Source organism: Glycomyces mayteni (genome assembly GCF_042428885.1).
In the GTDB taxonomy this organism is placed as follows: domain Bacteria; phylum Actinomycetota; class Actinomycetes; order Mycobacteriales; family Micromonosporaceae; genus Glycomyces; species Glycomyces mayteni.
The window spans coordinates 748629-766744 of the sequence record NZ_JBHMBP010000001.1; the positions used below are offsets into that span (position 1 = coordinate 748629).

Here is an 18116-nt window from a genome sequence, read left to right on the forward strand (position 1 = left end):
CGACTTCAGGAAGCATGGCAGGGAGCCTGGTCAGGGCAGGCGGAGGGTCGCCAGGACGGGGGCGTGGTCGCTGCCGTCCTTGCCGAGGACCGCGAAGTCGAGGACGGCCACGCCCTCCTCGGAGAGCACGTGGTCGAGGGTGACGGCGGGCGGGCGCACGAGCCCGTTCAGGTACCCGCCCTCGACGGGCCGCCAGGTCGGGTCGAGGCCCTGCCCGGTGGCGTCGGCGGCGTCGGTGTAGCCGTCGGCGAGGAGCCCGCGCAGGTTGTCGTGGTCGAGGGTGGCGTTGAAGTCCCCGGCGAGGACCCACGGCGCGCCGCCGTCGGGGCGCGGGATCTGCTCGAAGTCCTGCTCCCACAAGGGGATGCGCTCGGGCGTGGCGGGGGCGGCGGTGTGCACGGCCATGAACCGCACGGCCTCCTCGCCGAGATCGACCTCCGCGCCGATCTGGTAGAAGATGCCGTCGCGGCCCACGGTCGCGATGCGCTCCATCGGGTGCGCGGAGTACAGGCCGGTACCCACGGCGAGCTCGTCGGGTTCGAGGATCGAGTAGGGGAGGAGCTCCTCCAGGCCCAGGTCGGCGAGGCCCTCGGCCGCGCCGGGGGTGAGCTCCTGGACGCTGAGCAGGTCCGGTTCGTGCTCCTCGACCAGGTCCACGACCTTCCCGAGGTCGGTCTGGCCCACATACAGGTTCACGGACATGACGGTGAGCTCCGCGCCGCCCGCCGACGGCTGCTCATTGGCCACCGTGCGCGGGACGAGCACTACGGCGAGCGCGACGACGGCGGCGCCGGTGACCGCGAGCGCGGCCCAGTGCCTCACGGCCGCTTGCACACCGGCGGCGACGAGGGCCGCGACGGCGAAGTACGGCACGAACGCGACGGTCGTGACCAGGACCCACCCGGTCTCCAGTCCGAGGAGCCGGATCAGCGTGTACGCGACGACGCCCGCGGTCCCGACCCAGGAGATCGCGCGCAGCCACCGCGAGCGCCACCAGCGCCGCCGTTCGGCCTGCGGCGCCTCGGCCGCTTCGGTCACGTCCGTGTCGGTCATGGGACCGGAGCTTAGCGGGCACCGTCCACACGCAGCAGCGCGAAGCGGGGCCGGACGGCGGCGGCGAGGGGTTCGAGGTCCGCGCCGGTGTACGGGTCGAGCAGGGCCGCCAGGGCTTCGATCGCGGCGAGCATCGCGGGGCCGGTGAGGTCGGCCGGGTGGGTCGCTTCGACGCCTTGGGGCGCAGGGGCGTCGGCGTTCTCGACGGTGACCGCGCCGAACTGCGGGTAGGTGAGGCCGAGGTCGGCGGCGTGGAGGCTCCAGAGCCGGTCGCGGGCCTCGGTCAGCGACCCGAGGGCGCGCCAGGGGCGGCCGCGGCTCGCGTGGCGGGCGGCGTCGCCGAGGGCGATCCACGCGAGGAACGCCCACTCGCGGCGGGCGTCGTCGTCGGGGGTCCAGCGGGCCGGGTCGATCGGGTCGGCGAGGCGGCTCGACTTGTCCACGACCGCGGTCGACTGCGGTGCCAGGCCGGTGCGGGCGGCGGCGTCGAAGACGACGAGGGACAGCTGGCGGCCGTCGCGGTAGACGCAGATCAGGTGGGTGAGGTCGCCGAGGCGCTGGACGAGGGTCGCGGCGGTCGGCGCGAAGCCGGTGGCGGCGTCGAGTGCGGCGGCGGTGCGCGGGTCGTCCTCGGCGAGGCCGGTCACGCCGATCCCGGCGTCGATGTCGGAGAGCGCGTCGCCCGCGCCGCGGCCGAGGGACCCGCCGAGTTCGACCCAGTCGACCCAGTCGGTGCCCTCGGCCCAGGCGCGCAGTGCGGCGACGATCTCGTGCGGGTCGGGTTCCATGGTCGGTCCTCCTTGACCCGCAAGGCTACCGGAGGTTCAGGAGACGGGGGTCCAGTCCTCGGGCGGGTCCTCGCCGACGCGGCCGTCCACGGCTTCGCGGAGGAGGTCGGCGTGGCCGGTGTGGCGGCCGTACTCCTCGACCAGGTCGCAGACGATGCGGCGCACCGAGAAGTGGCCGCGGCCGGGCCATTCCCAGTGGGCCTCCTGGTCGAGGCCGCCGTCGGCGACGATCGCGGCGAGGCGGTCGCGGGAGCGGGCGACCGCGGCGTCGTACAGCCCGTACAGGTACTCGGGGCTGTCGGTGGCCGCGGTGCCGAACTCCCAGTCGTCGGTGTCGTCGAGCGGCGCGGAGACCCACGGCTCGCCGGGGGACTCGCCGCGCATCTTCCACGCGAACGTGATGTCCTCGACGCGCGCGAGGTGCTTGAGGAGCCCGCCGATCGTCAAGGCGGAGGCCCCGATCCGCTGGTTGAGGCCGTCGGCGTCGAGGCCGTCGGCCTTCCAGCGGAACGTGGTGCGGAGCCGTTCGAGCATGGCGAGCAGGTGCGCTGACTCGGTGCCGGCGAGCGGCGGCTCCCAGGAAGGGCTGTTGTCGGTCATGCCGGTCACGGTAGCGGCGGGGACCGACAGCCGGGCCCTTACAGTGAGTTGGCGAGGCTGACGACCTCGACGTCCATCGACGAGTTCGCGGGGAAGTCGATGCGGGAGGGCGCGACGCCCGCGGCCACCAGGTGCGAGCCGAGGGCGGCGACCATCGCGCCGTTGTCGGTGCACAGCTTCGGGCGCGGGTACCGCAGCGTCAGGCCGGCCTTCTCGGCGCGCTCGGCGGCGAGGCCGCGCAGGCGCGAGTTGGCGGCGACGCCGCCGCCGAGGAGGATCGTCTCGACGCCGTGCTCCTTCGCGGCGAGGATCGCCTTGCGGGTGAGCACGTCGCAGACGGCCTCCTGGAACGCGGCGGCCACGTCGTTGACGGGCACGTCCTCGCCGTCGGCGCGCCGCGCCTCGATCCAGCGGGCGACCGCGGTCTTGAGCCCGGAGAACGAGAAGTCGTAGCGGTGCTTCTCCTGGTCCTTCGCGGCGGAGAGGCCGCGCGGGAACTCCACGAACGCCCGGTCGCCCTCCTTCGCGGCCCGGTCGATGTAGGGGCCGCCGGGGAACGGCAGGCCCAGCAGGCGCGCGACCTTGTCGAACGCCTCGCCCGCGGCGTCGTCGATGCTCGCGCCGAGCTGCACGACCTTCCCGGCGAGGTCCTCGACCATCATGATCGTGGAGTGGCCGCCGGAGACGAGCAGGCCGATCGCGGGCTCGGGGATCGGGCCGTTCTCCAACGTGTCCACGGCGATGTGCGCCGACAGGTGGTTGACGCCGTACAGCGGGACGCCGGTGGCGATCGAGTACGCCTTCGCGGCCCCGACGCCGACCATGAGCGCCCCGGCCAGGCCGGGCCCGGCGGTGACGGCGATGCCGTCGAGGTCGCCGAGGGTGAGCCCGGCGTCGTCGAGGGCGCGCTGCACCGTGGGCACCATGGCCTCCAGGTGCGCGCGGCTCGCGACCTCGGGCACGACGCCGCCGAAGCGGGCGTGCTCGTCGACCGAGGACGCGATCGCGTCGGCCAGCAGCTCGTGCCCGCGCACGATCCCCACGCCGGTCTCGTCGCACGAGGTCTCGATGCCCATCACCACAGGGTCGTTCTTCACAGGTCCATCCTCATCACGGCGGCGTCGGTGCCGGTGTGCTGGTAGTAGTTCTTGCGGACGCCGATGCCGTAGAAGCCGTAGCCGTCGTACAGGCGCTGGGCCGGGACGTTGTCGACCGCGACCTCCAGGAACACCGACTTCGCGCCGCCCGCGCGGGCGCGGGCGAGCAGGTCGTCCATGAGCATCGTGGCGACGCCGCGGCGGCGGTACCCGCCGTCCACGGCGATGTTGTTGATCCACGCCTCGGTGTCGCTGAACGCGGTCCCCGCGTACCCCGCGATCCGGTCGCCCGCAGAGCGGTCGAACACGGCCCGGTAGTCGTGCCCGGCCGCGAGCTCGGACCACAGCAGGCCCTCGCTCCACGCCTCGGGCCCGAAGATCGCGGTCTCCATGCGGGCCATCGCGGTCAGGTGCCACCAGCGGACCCGGCCGATCAGCAACTCGGTGTTCATCACGTCAAGCTGTACCACGACGCGGCGGGCGCGTCACGTCCCGCTCGCCGCGGCCGGGGGCACGACGTCCTTCGCGGGCTGCGCGTCGGGACGGCGCAGGTACAGCGGCGTGAGCTTCTCGGTCGGCGCGTCCGCGAGCAGCCGCGGCGCGGCCAGCTCCACGAGCTTCACGAGGTCCGGGTAGGCCGCGCCGGTCTCGGCGGGCACCGGCATCTCGGCCGCGTACTTCGCCGCGCCCTCGCCGATCGCGTAGTCCGCGCGCGTCTCGGGCAGGTCCGCGGGCTTGCCGACCTGCGGCTCGCCTTCGCGCACGCCGTCCTCGTACACCGCCCAGTAGATCTCCTTGCGGCGCGCGTCGGTCGCCACGAGGGCCCGGCCGCGCGTGTTCCCGCCGATCGCGTCGAGCGAGCACACCCCGTACACCGGGACGCCCGCCCCGTCGGCGAACGCCGCCGCGGTGACCATCCCGACCCGCAGGCCCGTGAACGGCCCCGGGCCGACGCCCGCGACGACCGCGTCCACGTCCTTCACCGTGCGCCCCGCGTCCGCGAGGCACGCCTCGATGAACGGGCCGAGCTTCTCCACGTGCCCGCGGCCGTCGATCTCGCGGCGGAACGAGGTCAGGAACAGCTCCGGCTCGAACGCCGGGCCGTCGAGGTCGACCAGCGCGGCCTGGACCGCGCTCGTGGAGGTGTCGAGGGCGAGGACTCTCATGCGGCCGCGCCGACCGGCAGGTCCAGGGACGCCAGGCGCGCGGCCCAGTCGCCCCCGTGCGCGTGCAGGACCGCCTCGCGGACCTCGTCCGCCCGGCGGTCGATCGCGATCTCCAGGTACGAGTCGGCGAGGCGCTCGGCCAGGCCCGCGCCCCACTCGACCACGGTCACCGCCGCGTCCACGTCGGTGTCCAGGTCCAGGTCGTCGAGCTCGTCGAGGGTCTCCAGGCGGTACGCGTCCACGTGCACCAGCGGCACGCCCGCCTCGCCCGCGCGGTGCGTCCGCGCGATCACGAACGTGGGGCTGGTGATGCGCCCCTCCACGCCGAGCCCGGCGCCGACGCCCTGCGTCAGCGCGGTCTTCCCGGCCCCGAGCGGGCCGGTGAGGATCACGAGGTCGCCCGGTCGCAGGACCGCGGCGAGGCGCAGCCCGAACTCGTGGGTGTCTCCGGCCGTCTGGAGCGTCAGCCTCACGTCTCACTCCTCAATGTCAATGTGTCGCGACCCGTGTCGATGCCCGGGTCAGTCCCGGTGGTGCCCGTGGGAGAACGGCGCCCAGCGGCGGTGCCGCCCCCGCTCGCCCTCCGGCGGCGCGGCCGCCCGAGGCGGCGGACCGTCACCGATCTCCGCCGCGGCTTTGTCGATCATCTCCAACAACAGTTGTGAGATCTCACCAGGATACTCCAGCTGCGGCGAATGCCCCGCCTCGGCTATGAGCTCCAGTCGCGACCCCGGCAGCGCCTCGGCGAGCCGCCGCGAGTGCCCCGGCGGCGTCAACGGGTCCCCGTCCCCCACCGCGACGAGGATCGGCAGCCCCTTGAACTGCGGCAGGACCGCCGTCGCGTCGTGGTCGAGGATAGCGCGCGCATAGCCCACGATCGACTGGATGGACGTGCGCCGGTTCATCCGCTCCACCAGCGTCACGATCGACCCCGGCGGGTTCGGCGACCGGAACGCCGCCTTGCGCGTCAACAGCCACCCCAGGTCCCCCGCGAGCAGCCGCGACCGGTCGATCAGGTCCGGCGTCCACCCCGCGACCTGCTGGAGCATCGGCAGCACCGTCCGCCGCAGCCGCCGCAGCGCCCGCATCGGCTTCGTCTCCACCGTGTCCAGGCCCGCCGCCGACGTCGACAGGAACGCCACGCCCTTCACCCGCTCCCGGAACTCCTCCGGGTACAGGCGCGCGTACTGCATCACTGTCATGCCGCCCATCGAATGCCCCACGAGCACCAGCGGCCCGTTCGGCGCCGCCTCCTCCAGCACGTCGTGCAGGATCTCGGCCAGGTCCTCGATCGAGTACTCCGTGCGCACCAGGCCACCCGACCGGCCGTGCCCCGGCTGGTCGTACAGCACCGCCCGCAGCCGCACGCCCCCGCGCACCGCGTCCGCGATCGCCTTGCGCTGGAAGTAGAACGTCCCCATGTCCTGCATGTAGCCGTGGATGAGGACCACCGTCAGGCCCGCGTCCTCCGGGCCCGCGGTCTCCACGTGCACCGACGCCCCGTCCCGCGTCTCCACCGTCCGCACCGAGTTCACCGGCGGCATCTCGAACGGCTCGTTCGCGTACGGGTCCGCCGACGACGCCCGCGTCCGCCGCGCCAGGTACCGCGGCACCCCGTACGCCAGCGCCGCGCCCACCGCGACCCCGCCGGTCACGCCCCCGGCGATCGCCCAGCCGCGCGACCGCCCACCGCGGCCCGATTGCCTCTCGCTCATGCGACCTCACTGCACAACTCAACGGGCCCAAGGGGTCCAAAGGGAAGAGGAAGGAAGTACGTACCTAGTCGAGGCCCCGGTTCCACAACCGGGGGATGCGGGCGCCCAGGCCCGTGAGCACGTCGTTCGGGATCGTCCCGGCCCACGCCGCCCAGTCGTCCGCGTCCGGGTGCTGCGCGCCCGCGCCGATGAGGACCACCGGCTCGCCCGGCTTCACCGGGTCGTCGCCGCAGTCCACGGTGAACTGGTCCATGCAGATCCGCCCGATGACGCGGCGGCGCTTCCCCGCGAGGTACACCTCCGCCTTGTTCGAGGCGGCCCGCGGGATGCCGTCGGCGTACCCCAGCGGCACCAGCGCCACGTTCGTGTCGCGCTCCAGAATGTGCGTGTGGCCGTAGGAGATCCCCGACCCGGCCGGGAGGCGCTTGACGCTCATGACCTGGCTGCGGACCTCGACCACGGGCTTCAGGTCCACCGGGAAGTCCGGGACCGGGTTGTACCCGTAGAGCGCGATGCCCGGCCGCACCATGTCGTAGCGGGTCTCGGGGTCCGCGATGAGGGCCGCGGAGTTCGCGAGGTGCCGCACCTCCGGGGCCAGGCCCGCCGCGGACACCGCCGCGAGGAACCGCTCGAACGCGGCCTTCTGCATGGCGTTCGCCGGGTGCCCGATCTCGTCGGCGCACGCCAGGTGGCTCCACGCGCCCGCGACCACGACCGACCCGGCGGCCTGGTGCTTCGCGGCCGCCTCGGCCGCGAGCTCCCACTCGTGCTCGGCGACCCCGCCCCGCGACATGCCCGTGTCGCCCTTGAGGTGGACGCGCGCGGGCGTCCCGGCCCTGTCCCCCGCCGCCGCGGCGGCTTCGAGCTGCGCGAGCGAGGACACGCCCAGGTCGATCCCGGCGCCCACGACCTCGGCGAGGCCGGGCTGCTCGGGCGCGAAGAAGAACGCCATCACGGGAGTGGATTCGAGGCCGGTCGACTGCCGCAGCTGCCAGGCCTCCCGGAGGGTCACGACGCCGAGCCGGTCGGCCCCGGCCTCGGCGGCGACGCGCGCCGCCGGGACCATGCCGTGCCCGTACGCGTCGGCCTTGACCATCGCCATCATCGGGACGCCCGCGACGCGCGCGAGCGCCTCGACGTTGTGCGCGAGCCGCCGCCAGTCCGCGCTGGCCTTCGCCAGTCCGGACATGCCGCCGTTCACCGGCTCGGTCAGGATGCGGTAGTTGTCCATCGCCACGGCTCAAGGGTACGTGGCGCCGCGGCGGGTCCGCCGCAGCGACCGGATCGTACATCCTATAGGAAATAGGATGCACGATCCGGAACGTCCGCGGCGCTAGGCGGCCTCGGCGCGGACGGTGCGCGCGGCCTCCACGAGCCCTTCGAGCGCGGGCAGGACCTCCTCGTAGCGCCTGGTCTTCAGGCCGCAGTCGGGGTTGGCCCAGACCCGGTCGGGGCCGAGGGCGGCGACGGCGAGGCGCAGGGCCTCGGCCATCTCGGCGGCGGCGGGCACGCGCGGGGAGTGGATGTCCCACACGCCGGGGCCGACGCCGCTGCCGTACCCGGCGCGGCCGAGGTCGGCGACGACCTCCATCTTCGAGCGGGACGCCTCGATGGAGGTGACGTCGGCGTCGAGCGCGGCGATCGCGTCGATGACCACCCCGAACTCGGAGTAGCACAGGTGCGTGTGGATCGCGGTGTCCGGGCGCACGCCGGAGGTCGCGAGGCGGAACGAGCGGGTGGACCACTCGCGGTAGGCCGCGCGGGGCGCCTCGCGCACGGGCAGGAGCTCGCGGAGCGCGGGCTCGTCGACCTGGATGATCGCGGTCCCGGCCGCTTCGAGGTCGGCCACCTCGTCGCGCAGGGCGAGGGCGACCTGGTCGGCGGTGTCGGCGAGCGGCTGGTCGTCGCGCACGAACGACCACGCGAGGATCGTCACGGGCCCGGTGAGCATCCCCTTGACGGGCTTGGCGGTGAGCGACTGCGCGTACGAGGTCCACGGGACCGTCATGGGCGCGGTGCGGGCGACGTCGCCGAAGAGGATCGGCGGGCGCACGCAGCGCGAGCCGTAGGACTGGACCCATCCGGCGGCGGTGGTCGCGAAGCCGGTGAGCTGCTCGGCGAAGTACTGGACCATGTCGTTGCGCTCGGGCTCGCCGTGGACGAGCACGTCGATGCCGAGCTTCTCCTGCTCACTGATGACGGCGGCGACCTCGGCCCTCATGCGGGCGTGGTAGTCGGCGTCGATCATGAGGCCCTGCCGGTGGGCGGCGCGGGCCTTGCGGAGCTCGGCGGTCTGCGGGAACGAGCCGATCGTGGTGGTCGGCAGCGGCGGCAGCGGGACGCGCTCGGCCTGGGAGGCGCGGCGGTCGGCGTAGGGCGCGCGGCGGTCGGCCCCCGGGCCGAGGGCGGCGAGGCGGTCGCGGACCGCGCCGTCGCGCCACGCGTCGGGAGTGTCGGGCCGGGCGTCGCGGGCGCCGCCGGGGTCGGCGAGGACGGTGAGCTCGGTGAGCTTCTGGCGCGCGAACGCGAGCCGCTCGGCGAGCAGCGGCGGCAGGCCGGTCTCGGGCGCGAGGTCCACGGGGACGTGGAGGAGCGAGGCCGAGGAGGCGACGCCGACGCGGTCGGTGAGGGCCTTGACGGCCTCGACGTCGGCGGCGGCCTTCGCGAGGTCGGTGCGCCAGATGTTGCGCCCGTCCACGACTCCGGCGACGATGAATGTTTCACGTGAAACATTCAGCGACGCAAGTGTTTCCAGGTCGGAGCGGCCGCGGACCAGGTCCAGGGCGACCCCTTCGACCCCTGCGTCCAGGAGCACCGGCAGCGACTCGCCGAACGGGCCGTAGCCCCCGGCGACGAGGATCTCCGCCTCGGCGACGAGCCGCCGGTACGCGGCGGCGACGGCCTCCAGTTCCGCCGGGGTCCGGTCGGCGCACAGCGCGGGCTCGTCGAGCTGGACGAGCCCGGCCCCGGCCCGCGCGAGCGCGGCCAGGATGCCGGCGTACGCCTCCACCACTTCAGGGAGGCGGTCGAAGGGCCGGAAGTCCTCGGGCGAGCCGTCGGCGGCCTTCGCAAGGAGCAGCAGCGTGGCGGGCCCGACGAGGACCGGCCGGGCGTCGAGGCCCCGCTCGCGGGCCTCCAGGAACTCCGCGACGGCCTTCTCGGGGCGGGGGGCGAACGCGGTCGCGGGGCCGATCTCGGGGACCAGGTAGTGGTAGTTCGTGTCGAACCACTTGGTCATCTCCAGGGGCGCGGCCGCGTCGTCGCCGCGGGCGGCGGCGAAGTAGGACGCGAGGGTGGTGCCGCGGCGGTGGCGGGGCGCGACCGCGTCCACGGCGAACGCCGCGTCGAGCACGTGGTCGTAGTAGGAGAAGACGCCCGTGGGGACCGAGTCGAGCACGGACAGGTCGTCGAGCATCTCGGCGCGGACGGCCGCGACGGCCCGTTCGAGCCCCTCGGCGTCGAGCCGTCCGGCCCAGTGGGCTTCGAGCGCGCGCTTGAGCTCGCGGCCCGATCCGATGCGCGGGTATCCGAGCGCGGTCGAGCGCACGGCAGAGCTGTTGGTCATGTGTCAGTTCCCTCGAACTTGCGACAGCGGGACCGCGCGCGGTCGCGCGCGGTACGCGGGCAGGTATTCGGACTCGGGGGCGCGCCGTCGCCGGCACCTACTCCCCGCCGCTTCCCAGCCCCTTCCGGGGCCAGTGCTCATGGCGGGTTCCGTTCCCCCTCACCGCTGCGGGGCAGTCCTGGATTCGCACCAGATTCCCTCTTAGCCGAAGCGCCGCAAGGCGCCGCGGAACCAGCGTCGAATGCGATGGTACGGGCGCGGCCGGACTCCGCGCGCGCCTCGGCCAGAGTGTGAGAACCGGCGCGGGGCACGCGGGGCCGCCGAGTAAGGTCCGTCCCGGGCCGAGGCCTCGGCCCGCGTCTGCGAGGAGGAATCGATGAGCAGGAAGACCGCGGTCGTCACGGGAGCGAGCAGCGGGATCGGGGCGGCCACCGCCCGGGCCCTCGCCGGGGCCGGGTTCGACGTGGTCCTCGGCGCGCGCCGGGCCGACCGGCTCGCCGAGGTCGCGGCCGAGTGCGGCGGGACCGCGCTGCCGCTCGACGTCACCGACGAGGCGTCGGTGGCGGACTTCGCCGCCGCCGTCGAGCGCTGCGACGTGCTCGTCAACAACGCGGGCGGCGCGTTCGGCCTCGACTCGATCGCCGGGGCCGACCTGGACGCGTGGCAGCGCATGTACGACGTGAACGTCCTCGGCACCGCCCGGATCACCAAGGCGCTCCTGCCGAAGCTCGTCGCCTCCGGCGACGGCCAGGTCGTCGTCATCGGCTCCATCGCGGGCCACCAGCCGTACCCCGGCGGCGGCGGGTACAACGCCGCGAAGCACGCCGAGGCCGCGATCACGCGGGTCCTGCGCATGGAGCTGCTCGGCGAGCCGGTGCGCGTGTGCGAGGTGGACCCCGGCATGGTCGAGACGGAGTTCAGCCTCGTCCGCTTCGAGGGCGACCAGGGCCGCGCCGACGCGGTCTACGCGGGGATGACGCCGCTGGTCGCCGCCGACATCGCCGACGCGGTCGCGTGGGTCGCGACCCGTCCCGCGCACGTCAACATCGACCAGATCACCATCACCCCGCGCGACCAGGCCGGCGCGCAGCTCGTCCACCGCAGGCAGTAGCTACTCGGCGAGCGTGAAGACCGGCGAGGTCCACTGCTCCCAGGCGTCCGGGTCGTCCTCGTCGCCGAGGGCCTTGAGCACCTTCACGGTGAGCGTCCAGCGGCCGGGCTCCAAAGCGCCGGGCCGCTGGGCGACCAGGTCCTCCAGGTGGACGCCCATCGCGTCGTCCGGTCCGGGGGAGCGCGGCAGGAACGCCTCCCGGTCCCATTCGACCACCTCGCCGGTGTCGGCGTTCGCGGCGCTGACGTCCATCGCCGCGGGCTGGTGCCCGAGGTAGACCAGGGCCGCGAGGTCGGGGCCGTCGGCGAGGCTGAACGACTCGCCGTCCTCGACGTCGCGGTACTCGTACTCGCGGGTCTCGGGGTCCTGCGCGACGACCGCCGCGAGCTTCGGGAAGTCCGGGTGCTCCAGGACCGGGATCGCCAGGTAGTCGCCCTGGTAGCCGGAGTACGCGGCGGTCAGCGACTCGCCGCCGCCCTCGGGGCGGGCGGTGATCCGCCCGCCGAACACGCTGCCCTCGGGCAGGTCCGCGCTCGGCGTCACGGTGACCTCCACGGTCGCGGTCTGGCCCGGGTACAGGCGCAGCTCCTTCGGCGAGAAGTCCACGTCGGGCGCGGCGGCGCTGAAGCCGGGGTCGCGGTCGTCGCCGGTGGTCGCGATCGTGGCCCGGTGGGTCATCGTGTAGTCGCGGACCTCCCGGTTGCGGGACGTGAGGCTGAGCTCGAAGGTGCGTGGCCCGGTCCCGTCGCCGGTGTTCACGCCCGTCGGGTACAGGCACGCCTCCGCGTCGAGGGCGTCGACCACGTCGATGACGCCGGTCCCCTGCCGGTGCGCCGCTTCGAGTTCGCCGAGGTCGGGGTTGTCGCCCCACGCGACGGGCTTCGCGGAGTTCGCGAGGCGGGTGCGCACGTCGCGCGGCTCCAGCCGGGGCTCGGCGCCGAGCAGCAGGGCCGCGGCGCCCGCGACGTGCGGCGAGGACATCGAGGTGCCCGAGAGCGACTCGTAGGAGCCGTCGGCGACGGGCACGGTGGACCAGATGCCGCCGCCGGGCGCGGCCACGTCGGGTTTGAACGCGAGGTCGGGGGCGGGCCCGTACGCGGAGAAGCTCGACGCCAGGCCCGCGCGCGGCAGCGGCACGAGCACGGTCTCGCCGGTGAACTCCAGGACGGGGGCCTCGCCGATCGCCGCGAGGTCGTGCAGGTCCTTCCCGTCGGCGTCGGTGACCGAGAGGGCCGGGACGCCGAGGTCCTCGACGCCGGAGCCGCCGAAGGGCCCGGGCCGGTCGTTGTAGATGACGACGCTCGTCGCGCCCTCGGCGACGGCCCGCTCGTACTTCTCCTTGAACGTGCAGGTCCCGCGGACGATGAGCGCGGCCCTGCCGTCGACGTCGCCTTCGGAGGGGTCGTCGGCGCACGCGCGGCCGAGGAACACGAGGCCGTCCGTGGCCGTGCCCGCCTCGGGCGCGGCGGTGTCCGCGAGGACCTGGTAGCCGACGGACCGGTCGAGGGCGGGCACGCGCGCGGCGTCCATGCGCTCGGACGGGTTGTCGGTGGAGGCCACGGCGATCACGTCCTCGCCGACGCCGGGCGCCGAGCCGGAGTAGATCCCGGACTCGCCGTCGTTGCCCATCGACGCGACGACGACCACGCCCTCCTCGGTGAGCCGGTCGGCGGCCTTCGCGGTCGGGTAGCCGGGCCACTGGAACGACTGGCCGAGCGAGAGGTTCACGACGTCCATGCCGTCGTCGAGCGCGGCCTCCAGGGCCTGCATGATGACCTCGGCGCTCGTGGAGCCCTCGCAGCCGAAGACCCGGTACGCGCCGAGCTCCACGTCGGGCGCGACCCCGGTGACCTCGCCGTTCGCGCCGACGATCCCGGCGACGTGGGTGCCGTGCCCGGCGCAGTCGGCGGGGTCGTCGTCGGGGTCGGGCTCGGCGTGGTCGGGGTCGTCGGAGTCGAACGCGTCGCCCACGAAGTCGGCGCCCTCCGCGACCCGGCAGCCGTGGCCGAAGCAGCCGCCGAGGTCGGGGTGGGTGTAGTCGATGCCGGTGTCGATGACGCCGACCTTGACGCCCTTCCCGGTGATCCCGCGGTCGTGCGCCGCGTCGGCGCGCGTCGTCCGGATCGCCTGCGCGAGTTCGGGGACCGGGCCGGACTCGGTCGCCGCGTCCGGGCCCGTGGCCGCGGGGCCGCCGAAGACCACGTCGGACCAGACGCGCTCGACCATGCCGAGCTGCCCGAGGCGCCGCGCGGTCGCCGGGTCGGCCTCCACGGAGACGCCGTTCCAGATCCGCTCGAAGTCGTGCCGCACCGCGAAGTCGAGGCCGTGCGCGGCGTCGAGGACGGAGGCGTCGGCGCCTTCGGCGAACTCGACGAGCCACACCTGCGCGGGACCGTCCGGTTCCGCGTGGGCCGCGGGCGCGGCGAGCGCGAGCAGCGGCAGTGCGACCGCGGCGGCGAGCGGGCGCCGCCAGGCGGGAGGGACGGCGGAGAGCGGGCGCGGCATCGGGGACGTCCCTTCGGGTGGGGCGCCCGCCGGGGGTTCGCGGAGGCGCCCGGGAACCCCCGGCGGGCGGATATGGCAGGACCTCGATCGTCGGGCATCGACCGCGCGGAACCGCGCATTTGCCGCGCGGCCCGCCCGCGTGTCGGCCGCGTGTCGGCCGCCTAGAACCCGAGGGCGCGCGCGAGGAGGTACCCGCCGAACCCGGCCGCGAGGCCCCCGGCGAGGTTCATGCCGATGTTGAGCGCGGCGTGCGGCCACCGGCCCTCCTCGACGAGGACGAGCGTCTCGTACGAGAGCGTCGAGTACGTGGTGAGCGCCCCGCAGAAGCCGATCGACAGAACCGCCGACCACGCCGGGTCGCTGATGGCGACGGCCAGGAACACCGCGAGCGCGGACCCGGCGACGTTGACCGCGAGGGTGCCCCACGGGAGGTGCCGGCCCAGGTAGTGGGCGACGACGAGGTCGGTGAGGAAGCGTGCGGGCGCGCCGAGCGCGGCGCCCGCGGCGACGAGGAGGAGCGTCATCGGCGCCGCCGGGCGATGACGCGCCGGGTCGCCCACATGCCGACGGCGGCGGCGGTGAGGGCCGCGGCGACCGTCGCGAACGCGTAGACGACGGCGAGGAGCGCCGCCCCGGCGTCCACGGCGCGGCCGACGCCGACGATGAACGTGGAGAAGGTGGTGAACCCGCCGAGGACGCCCACGCCCAGGAACGGGCGCAGGAGCCGCCGGTCGGGCGCGACCTCGGTGACGACGACCATGAGCGCGCCGATGAGCAGGCCGCCGACCGCGTTGGCGAGGAACGTCGCGGTGTCGAACCGGCCCGGGACGGGCGGGAACGCGACGAGCAGCCCGTACCGGGCGAGCGAGCCGATCACGCCGCCGAGGGCGACCGCGCCGAGGACGACGGGCGGGACGGTGCGGAGCGCGTCGCGCAGCGTCGCGGCACGCGGCGCGCGGCCGCGCGGATCGGGAGGCGGAGCGGGAGGAGATCCGGGCACCCGTCGAATCTAGACCCCGCGCCGCGGACCCCGCCGTCCAAACCCTCGCCGCCCCGGCCCCGCCCCTTGACCCGCGCCTTCACCGCTGCGCCTCCCGAAACCCGCCCGCACACCCGCCCCCGACCCCGCCCCCAAAACCCCCGCGGACCGTATGCGATCCCTCACCGCCCCTTGCGCCCGAAATGCGAAAGGCGCTACCGTTGGCAGGCGATGAGTTACACCGTCACGAACCAGCACCTGACACGCAGGCGTCACCTCGACTTCTGCCGCGTGTCCACCGTGCTCTGTCGTCCGTAGCGCCGATCCCACCGGCAGGCTCGCCGACGTACTCGTCCTCTCCCCCGCTGGGTCCGAGCCCGACCCGCACTCCTGACACCGTCTGAGGCGCGCGACCGCGCGCCCGCATGCGGTGCGCCCGCCTTCCACCAGAGGTATCCATGTCAAGTGCTCCCGAAAGCACGGCCGCCCCGGCCGTGGAGGAATCGAAACCCAAGCGCCGCAAGCGGGTCCCGTTCGCCGCGCAACTGCTCATCGGCCTCGTGCTCGGCCTCGCCCTCGGGTACGTCGCCCGCGAGTGGTCCGTCGCCTGGCTCGGCACCACCCTGGAGACGGTCGGCACGCTGTTCGTGCAGCTGCTGTTCCTGATCGTCCCGTTCCTGGTGTTCACCGCGATCGTCGCCTCGATCGCGAACCTCCGCAACCTCGCGAACGCGGGCCGCCTGGTCGCCAAGACCCTCGGCTGGTTCGCGATCACCTCGCTCATCGCCGTGGTCATCGGCCTCGCGATCGGCCTCGCCACGAACCCCGGTTCGGGCGTGGAGCTGTCGAGCGCCGCGGCCGCCCCGGAGACGCAGGGCTCGTGGACCGACTTCCTGACCGGCATCATCCCGACGAACCTCGTCGACGCGTTCGTGAACGTCAACGTCCTCCAGATCGTGTTCGTCGCGATCGTCGTGGGCGCGGCCGCCGCGAAGCTCGGCGACAAGGCCGAGCCGTTCCTGAAGTTCAACGCCTCCGCGCTCGCGCTGATCCAGAAGACCCTGTGGTGGGTGATCCGCCTGGCGCCCATCGGCACCGCGGCCCTCATCGGCAAGTCCGTGTACGCGTACGGCTGGGACCTGCTGGAGCCGCTCGCGGTGTTCAGCATCGACATCTACGCGGCCGCGCTCGTCATCCTGCTCGTCGTCTACCCGGTGCTGCTGCGCGTGTTCGGGAAGGTCTCGCCGCTGCAGTTCTACCGCAAGACCTGGCCCGCGATCCAGTTCGCGTTCGTGTCGCGCTCCTCGGTCGGGACCCTGCCGCTGGCGCAGAAGACCGTCACCGACCGGCTCGGCGTCGACCGCGACTACGCGTCGTTCGCGTCGCCGTTCGGGGCGACCACGAAGATGGACGGCTGCGCCGCGATCTACCCGGCCATCGCCGCGATCTTCGTGGCGCAGGTGTACGGCGTGGACCTCGGGGTGCAGGACTACCTGCTCATCGCGTTCGTGTCGGTGATCGGCTCGGCGGCGACCGCGGGCCTGACCGGCGCGACGGTGATGCTGACGCTGACCCTCTCGACGCTGGGCCTGCCGCTCGAAGGCGTGGGCCTGCTCCTGGCGATCGACCCGATCATGGACATGATCCGCACCGCCACGAACGTGGCCGGGCAGATGGTCGTCCCGGTGATCGTCGCGAAGTCGGAGAAGCTCCTCGACAGGGAGGTCTTCGACGCCGCGCCGCAGCCGCTCGACGAGGCCGCCGCCTTCGGCACGGACGAGCCCGCCCCGCGCAAGGGCGAGGCGGCGCTCCAGCCCGCATAGCTTTGTTCTCTCCTGAGTAGCGGGGGGCCGGCCTGAGGGGGCCGGCCCCCCGCTCGCTATGCGCCGTAATGCTGTTCGAGGCCGTCGAGGACCCGTTGCAGCCCGAACTCGAAGTACCCGGCGCCCGGCTCGCCGACCGGCCGGGCCGCGAGCGCGGCGAGGTGCGGGAAGCGCCCGGCGACGGCCGGGTCCTGGAGGAACCGGAAGAACGCGCCCGTCGACTCGCCGCCGCCGATCTCGGGCCGCACGGCCCCGAGCGCGAAGCAGTCCACGGTGAGGACGGCGAGGAGCCCGGTCCCCTCGGGCATGCCGACCGCGGCGAGGCGCCCGAGGACCTGGTCCACCCAGCCCGCCTCGTGCGGGCCCATCGGCCGCTCGCCGGTGGCGACGGGGAGGGCCCACGGGTGGGCGAGGAACAGGTCCCGCACGCACCGGCCCCACCCGGCGAGGACCTCGCGCCACGTGTCGGCCTCCGGGAGCGGCGCGGGCGCGGACATGAGCGAGTCGTACATGAGGACCACGAGCTCGTCCTTGCCGGGGACGTGCCGGTACAGGGACATGACGCCGGAGCCGAGCCGGTCGGCCAGGTGCTTCATCGAGACCTTCTGGAGCCCCTCGGCGTCGGCGATGGCGACGGCCTCCGCGACGATCCGCTCGCGGGTGAGGCCCGAGGGCCTGCCGCGCCCGGAGCGCGCGGGCTCCCCCCACAGCAGCTCGTACTCGCCATGTCCCACCGCGCCGCACCCCCCTCGATTTGTCCGCAGCTTAGGGCCCGTTGCGGACTCGTGTTCACCCACCGGGCTTGCGTATGATGTACGCTTAATAGCGTATCCCATACGCATCGATCGGACCCCACCATCGATCGGAGAAACCGGTGACCCAGACCCTCGACCGACCCGACACCCCGCCCGCCCGCGAGAAGCCCAAGTGGTACCGACGCCCCTGGATCGTCCCGCTCCTCGCCGTCGCCGGGCTGTTCGTCGCCGCCCGGCTCCCCTTCTACCTCACCTTCGACACCGGCGACTCGCTCGTCGAACTCCAGCCCGACAACCCCGAGACCCACTACCTGATGCTCTCGGCCCACATCCTGTTCGGCTCGATCGCGCTCATCACCTGCTCCATGCAGGTGTGGACCTGGCTGCGCCAGAAGCACCCCAAGGTCCACCGGATCTCCGGACGCCTCTACGTGTTCCTCGGCGTCGTCCCCTCCGGGGCCTTCGCCCTCGTCGTCGCGATCATGTCCACGGTCGGCCCCGACGGGAAGATCGGCAACGTCCTGCTCTCGCTCCTGTGGTTCGGCACGACGTTCGCCGGGTTCCTCGCCGCCCGCCGCCACGACTTCCAGGCCCACCGGCGCTGGATGATCCGCAGCTTCGCCCTGTGCTGGTCCATCGTGCTCAACCGCGTGTGGATCGTCATCCTGCTGCTGGTGCTCCTGCCGTTCCAGGACACCTACTACGGCGGCGACAACGACGCCCTCATCTCCGACGTCGCCGTCGCCTCCATCTGGCTCAGCTGGATCGTCAACCTGATGATCGCCCAGTGGTGGCTCGACCGCAGGCCCAAGCGCCGCGCGCGCCGCACCCCTGCGACGAAAGTCGCAGCCGCGCAGTAGCGGCTGCCACCTTCGGGGCGGCCGGGGCTCCACCCCCGGTCGCCCCTCCCGCACGTGAAAGTCCGTGCCGCGGAAGGATTCGCGCGGGCGATCCCGGCG

At 73.8% G+C, this 18116-nt stretch carries 17 protein-coding genes and 1 riboswitch; of the genes, 3 read left to right on the forward strand and 14 right to left on the reverse strand.

What is annotated here, in order from left to right:
- Nucleotides 1-30: 30 nt before the first annotated feature.
- The 10 genes from ACFFXY_RS03540 to metE all read right to left on the reverse strand — a co-directional run bounded on the left by ACFFXY_RS03540 (nt 31) and on the right by metE (nt 9984).
- Nucleotides 31-1053 (reverse strand): endonuclease/exonuclease/phosphatase family protein, encoded by a 1023-nt coding sequence (locus ACFFXY_RS03540; protein ID WP_382345908.1) that lies wholly within the window; start codon nt 1051-1053, stop codon nt 31-33.
- 11 nt (nt 1054-1064) lie between these two features.
- Nucleotides 1065-1841 (reverse strand): hypothetical protein, encoded by a 777-nt coding sequence (locus tag ACFFXY_RS03545; RefSeq protein WP_382345910.1) that lies wholly within the window; start codon nt 1839-1841, stop codon nt 1065-1067.
- Between the two features lie 36 nt (nt 1842-1877).
- Nucleotides 1878-2441 (reverse strand): mycothiol transferase, encoded by a 564-nt coding sequence (locus tag ACFFXY_RS03550; RefSeq protein WP_382345912.1) that lies wholly within the window; start codon nt 2439-2441, stop codon nt 1878-1880.
- 38 nt (nt 2442-2479) lie between these two features.
- Entirely contained in the window at nt 2480-3538 is a 1059-nt protein-coding gene (gene tsaD, locus ACFFXY_RS03555) for a tRNA (adenosine(37)-N6)-threonylcarbamoyltransferase complex transferase subunit TsaD (RefSeq protein ID WP_382345914.1), read from the reverse strand.
- Nucleotides 3535-3990, reverse strand: a complete 456-nt coding sequence (rimI, locus tag ACFFXY_RS03560) for a ribosomal protein S18-alanine N-acetyltransferase (RefSeq protein ID WP_382345916.1) — start codon at nt 3988-3990, stop codon at nt 3535-3537. The genes tsaD and rimI overlap by 4 nt, the downstream gene beginning before the upstream one ends.
- A 33-nt stretch (nt 3991-4023) precedes the next feature.
- A complete protein-coding gene (gene tsaB / locus ACFFXY_RS03565) occupies nt 4024-4704 on the reverse strand; it encodes a tRNA (adenosine(37)-N6)-threonylcarbamoyltransferase complex dimerization subunit type 1 TsaB (protein WP_382345918.1) in 681 nt (226 codons plus the stop codon).
- Nucleotides 4701-5177 (reverse strand): tRNA (adenosine(37)-N6)-threonylcarbamoyltransferase complex ATPase subunit type 1 TsaE, encoded by a 477-nt coding sequence (gene tsaE, locus ACFFXY_RS03570; RefSeq protein ID WP_382345920.1) that lies wholly within the window; start codon nt 5175-5177, stop codon nt 4701-4703. Before tsaE ends, tsaB begins: the two co-directional genes overlap by 4 nt.
- Before the next feature lie 48 nt (nt 5178-5225).
- The gene (locus ACFFXY_RS03575; protein ID WP_382345922.1) at nt 5226-6419 is read right to left on the reverse strand and encodes an alpha/beta fold hydrolase; all 1194 of its coding nucleotides are present in this window, start codon (nt 6417-6419) and stop codon (nt 5226-5228) included.
- 64 nt (nt 6420-6483) lie between these two features.
- Nucleotides 6484-7650, reverse strand: a complete 1167-nt coding sequence (gene alr, locus ACFFXY_RS03580) for an alanine racemase (protein ID WP_382347367.1) — start codon at nt 7648-7650, stop codon at nt 6484-6486.
- Between the two features lie 102 nt (nt 7651-7752).
- Nucleotides 7753-9984: a 5-methyltetrahydropteroyltriglutamate--homocysteine S-methyltransferase gene (gene metE, locus ACFFXY_RS03585; RefSeq protein WP_382345924.1), complete on the reverse strand. Its 2232-nt coding sequence runs from the start codon at nt 9982-9984 to the stop codon at nt 7753-7755.
- A gap of 41 nt (nt 9985-10025) precedes the next feature.
- A riboswitch (cobalamin riboswitch) is annotated at nt 10026-10235 on the reverse strand.
- Between the two features lie 125 nt (nt 10236-10360).
- Here metE and ACFFXY_RS03590 point away from each other — a divergent pair.
- A complete protein-coding gene (locus ACFFXY_RS03590; RefSeq protein ID WP_382345926.1) occupies nt 10361-11095 on the forward strand; it encodes an SDR family NAD(P)-dependent oxidoreductase in 735 nt (244 codons plus the stop codon).
- Here the strand turns inward: ACFFXY_RS03590 and ACFFXY_RS03595 are convergent, their stop codons facing one another.
- The 3 genes from ACFFXY_RS03595 to ACFFXY_RS03605 all read right to left on the reverse strand — a co-directional run bounded on the left by ACFFXY_RS03595 (nt 11096) and on the right by ACFFXY_RS03605 (nt 14600).
- Nucleotides 11096-13600, reverse strand: a complete 2505-nt coding sequence (locus ACFFXY_RS03595) for a S8 family serine peptidase (RefSeq protein WP_382345928.1) — start codon at nt 13598-13600, stop codon at nt 11096-11098.
- 161 nt (nt 13601-13761) lie between these two features.
- A complete protein-coding gene (locus tag ACFFXY_RS03600) occupies nt 13762-14124 on the reverse strand; it encodes a fluoride efflux transporter FluC (RefSeq protein ID WP_382345930.1) in 363 nt (120 codons plus the stop codon).
- Nucleotides 14121-14600, reverse strand: a complete 480-nt coding sequence (locus ACFFXY_RS03605) for a FluC/FEX family fluoride channel (protein WP_382345932.1) — start codon at nt 14598-14600, stop codon at nt 14121-14123. The genes ACFFXY_RS03600 and ACFFXY_RS03605 overlap by 4 nt, the downstream gene beginning before the upstream one ends.
- 437 nt (nt 14601-15037) lie before the next feature.
- On the opposite strand from ACFFXY_RS03605, the gene ACFFXY_RS03610 reads away from it, so the two are divergent.
- The gene (locus ACFFXY_RS03610) at nt 15038-16402 is read left to right on the forward strand and encodes a dicarboxylate/amino acid:cation symporter (RefSeq protein ID WP_382345934.1); all 1365 of its coding nucleotides are present in this window, start codon (nt 15038-15040) and stop codon (nt 16400-16402) included.
- A 56-nt stretch (nt 16403-16458) separates the two neighbouring features.
- Here ACFFXY_RS03610 and ACFFXY_RS03615 read toward each other — a convergent pair whose 3' ends face one another.
- Nucleotides 16459-17136 carry a TetR/AcrR family transcriptional regulator gene (locus ACFFXY_RS03615; protein WP_382345936.1) on the reverse strand — a complete coding sequence of 226 codons (678 nt, stop codon included), beginning with the start codon at nt 17134-17136 and terminating at the stop codon, nt 16459-16461.
- Between the two features lie 140 nt (nt 17137-17276).
- Here ACFFXY_RS03615 and ACFFXY_RS03620 point away from each other — a divergent pair, with 140 nt between their 5' ends.
- Entirely contained in the window at nt 17277-18017 is a 741-nt protein-coding gene (locus tag ACFFXY_RS03620; RefSeq protein ID WP_382345938.1) for a DUF2306 domain-containing protein, read from the forward strand.
- Nucleotides 18018-18116: the final 99 nt, after the last annotated feature.

What these genes read in the sequence shown, in the direction of transcription:
- ACFFXY_RS03540 (WP_382345908.1), bottom strand. Translation starts at nt 1,053, where the DNA reads ATGACCGACACGGACGTGACCGAAGCGGCCGAGGCGCCGCAGGCCGAA.
- ACFFXY_RS03545 (WP_382345910.1), bottom strand. Translation starts at nt 1,841, where the DNA reads ATGGAACCCGACCCGCACGAGATCGTCGCCGCACTGCGCGCCTGGGCC.
- ACFFXY_RS03550 (WP_382345912.1), bottom strand. Translation starts at nt 2,441, where the DNA reads ATGACCGACAACAGCCCTTCCTGGGAGCCGCCGCTCGCCGGCACCGAG.
- rimI (WP_382345916.1), bottom strand. Translation starts at nt 3,990, where the DNA reads ATGAACACCGAGTTGCTGATCGGCCGGGTCCGCTGGTGGCACCTGACC.
- tsaB (WP_382345918.1), bottom strand. Translation starts at nt 4,704, where the DNA reads ATGAGAGTCCTCGCCCTCGACACCTCCACGAGCGCGGTCCAGGCCGCG.
- ACFFXY_RS03575 (WP_382345922.1), bottom strand. Translation starts at nt 6,419, where the DNA reads ATGAGCGAGAGGCAATCGGGCCGCGGTGGGCGGTCGCGCGGCTGGGCG.
- alr (WP_382347367.1), bottom strand. Translation starts at nt 7,650, where the DNA reads ATGGACAACTACCGCATCCTGACCGAGCCGGTGAACGGCGGCATGTCC.
- metE (WP_382345924.1), bottom strand. Translation starts at nt 9,984, where the DNA reads ATGACCAACAGCTCTGCCGTGCGCTCGACCGCGCTCGGATACCCGCGC.
- ACFFXY_RS03590 (WP_382345926.1), top strand. Translation starts at nt 10,361, where the DNA reads ATGAGCAGGAAGACCGCGGTCGTCACGGGAGCGAGCAGCGGGATCGGG.
- ACFFXY_RS03595 (WP_382345928.1), bottom strand. Translation starts at nt 13,600, where the DNA reads ATGCCGCGCCCGCTCTCCGCCGTCCCTCCCGCCTGGCGGCGCCCGCTC.
- ACFFXY_RS03600 (WP_382345930.1), bottom strand. Translation starts at nt 14,124, where the DNA reads ATGACGCTCCTCCTCGTCGCCGCGGGCGCCGCGCTCGGCGCGCCCGCA.
- ACFFXY_RS03610 (WP_382345934.1), top strand. Translation starts at nt 15,038, where the DNA reads ATGTCAAGTGCTCCCGAAAGCACGGCCGCCCCGGCCGTGGAGGAATCG.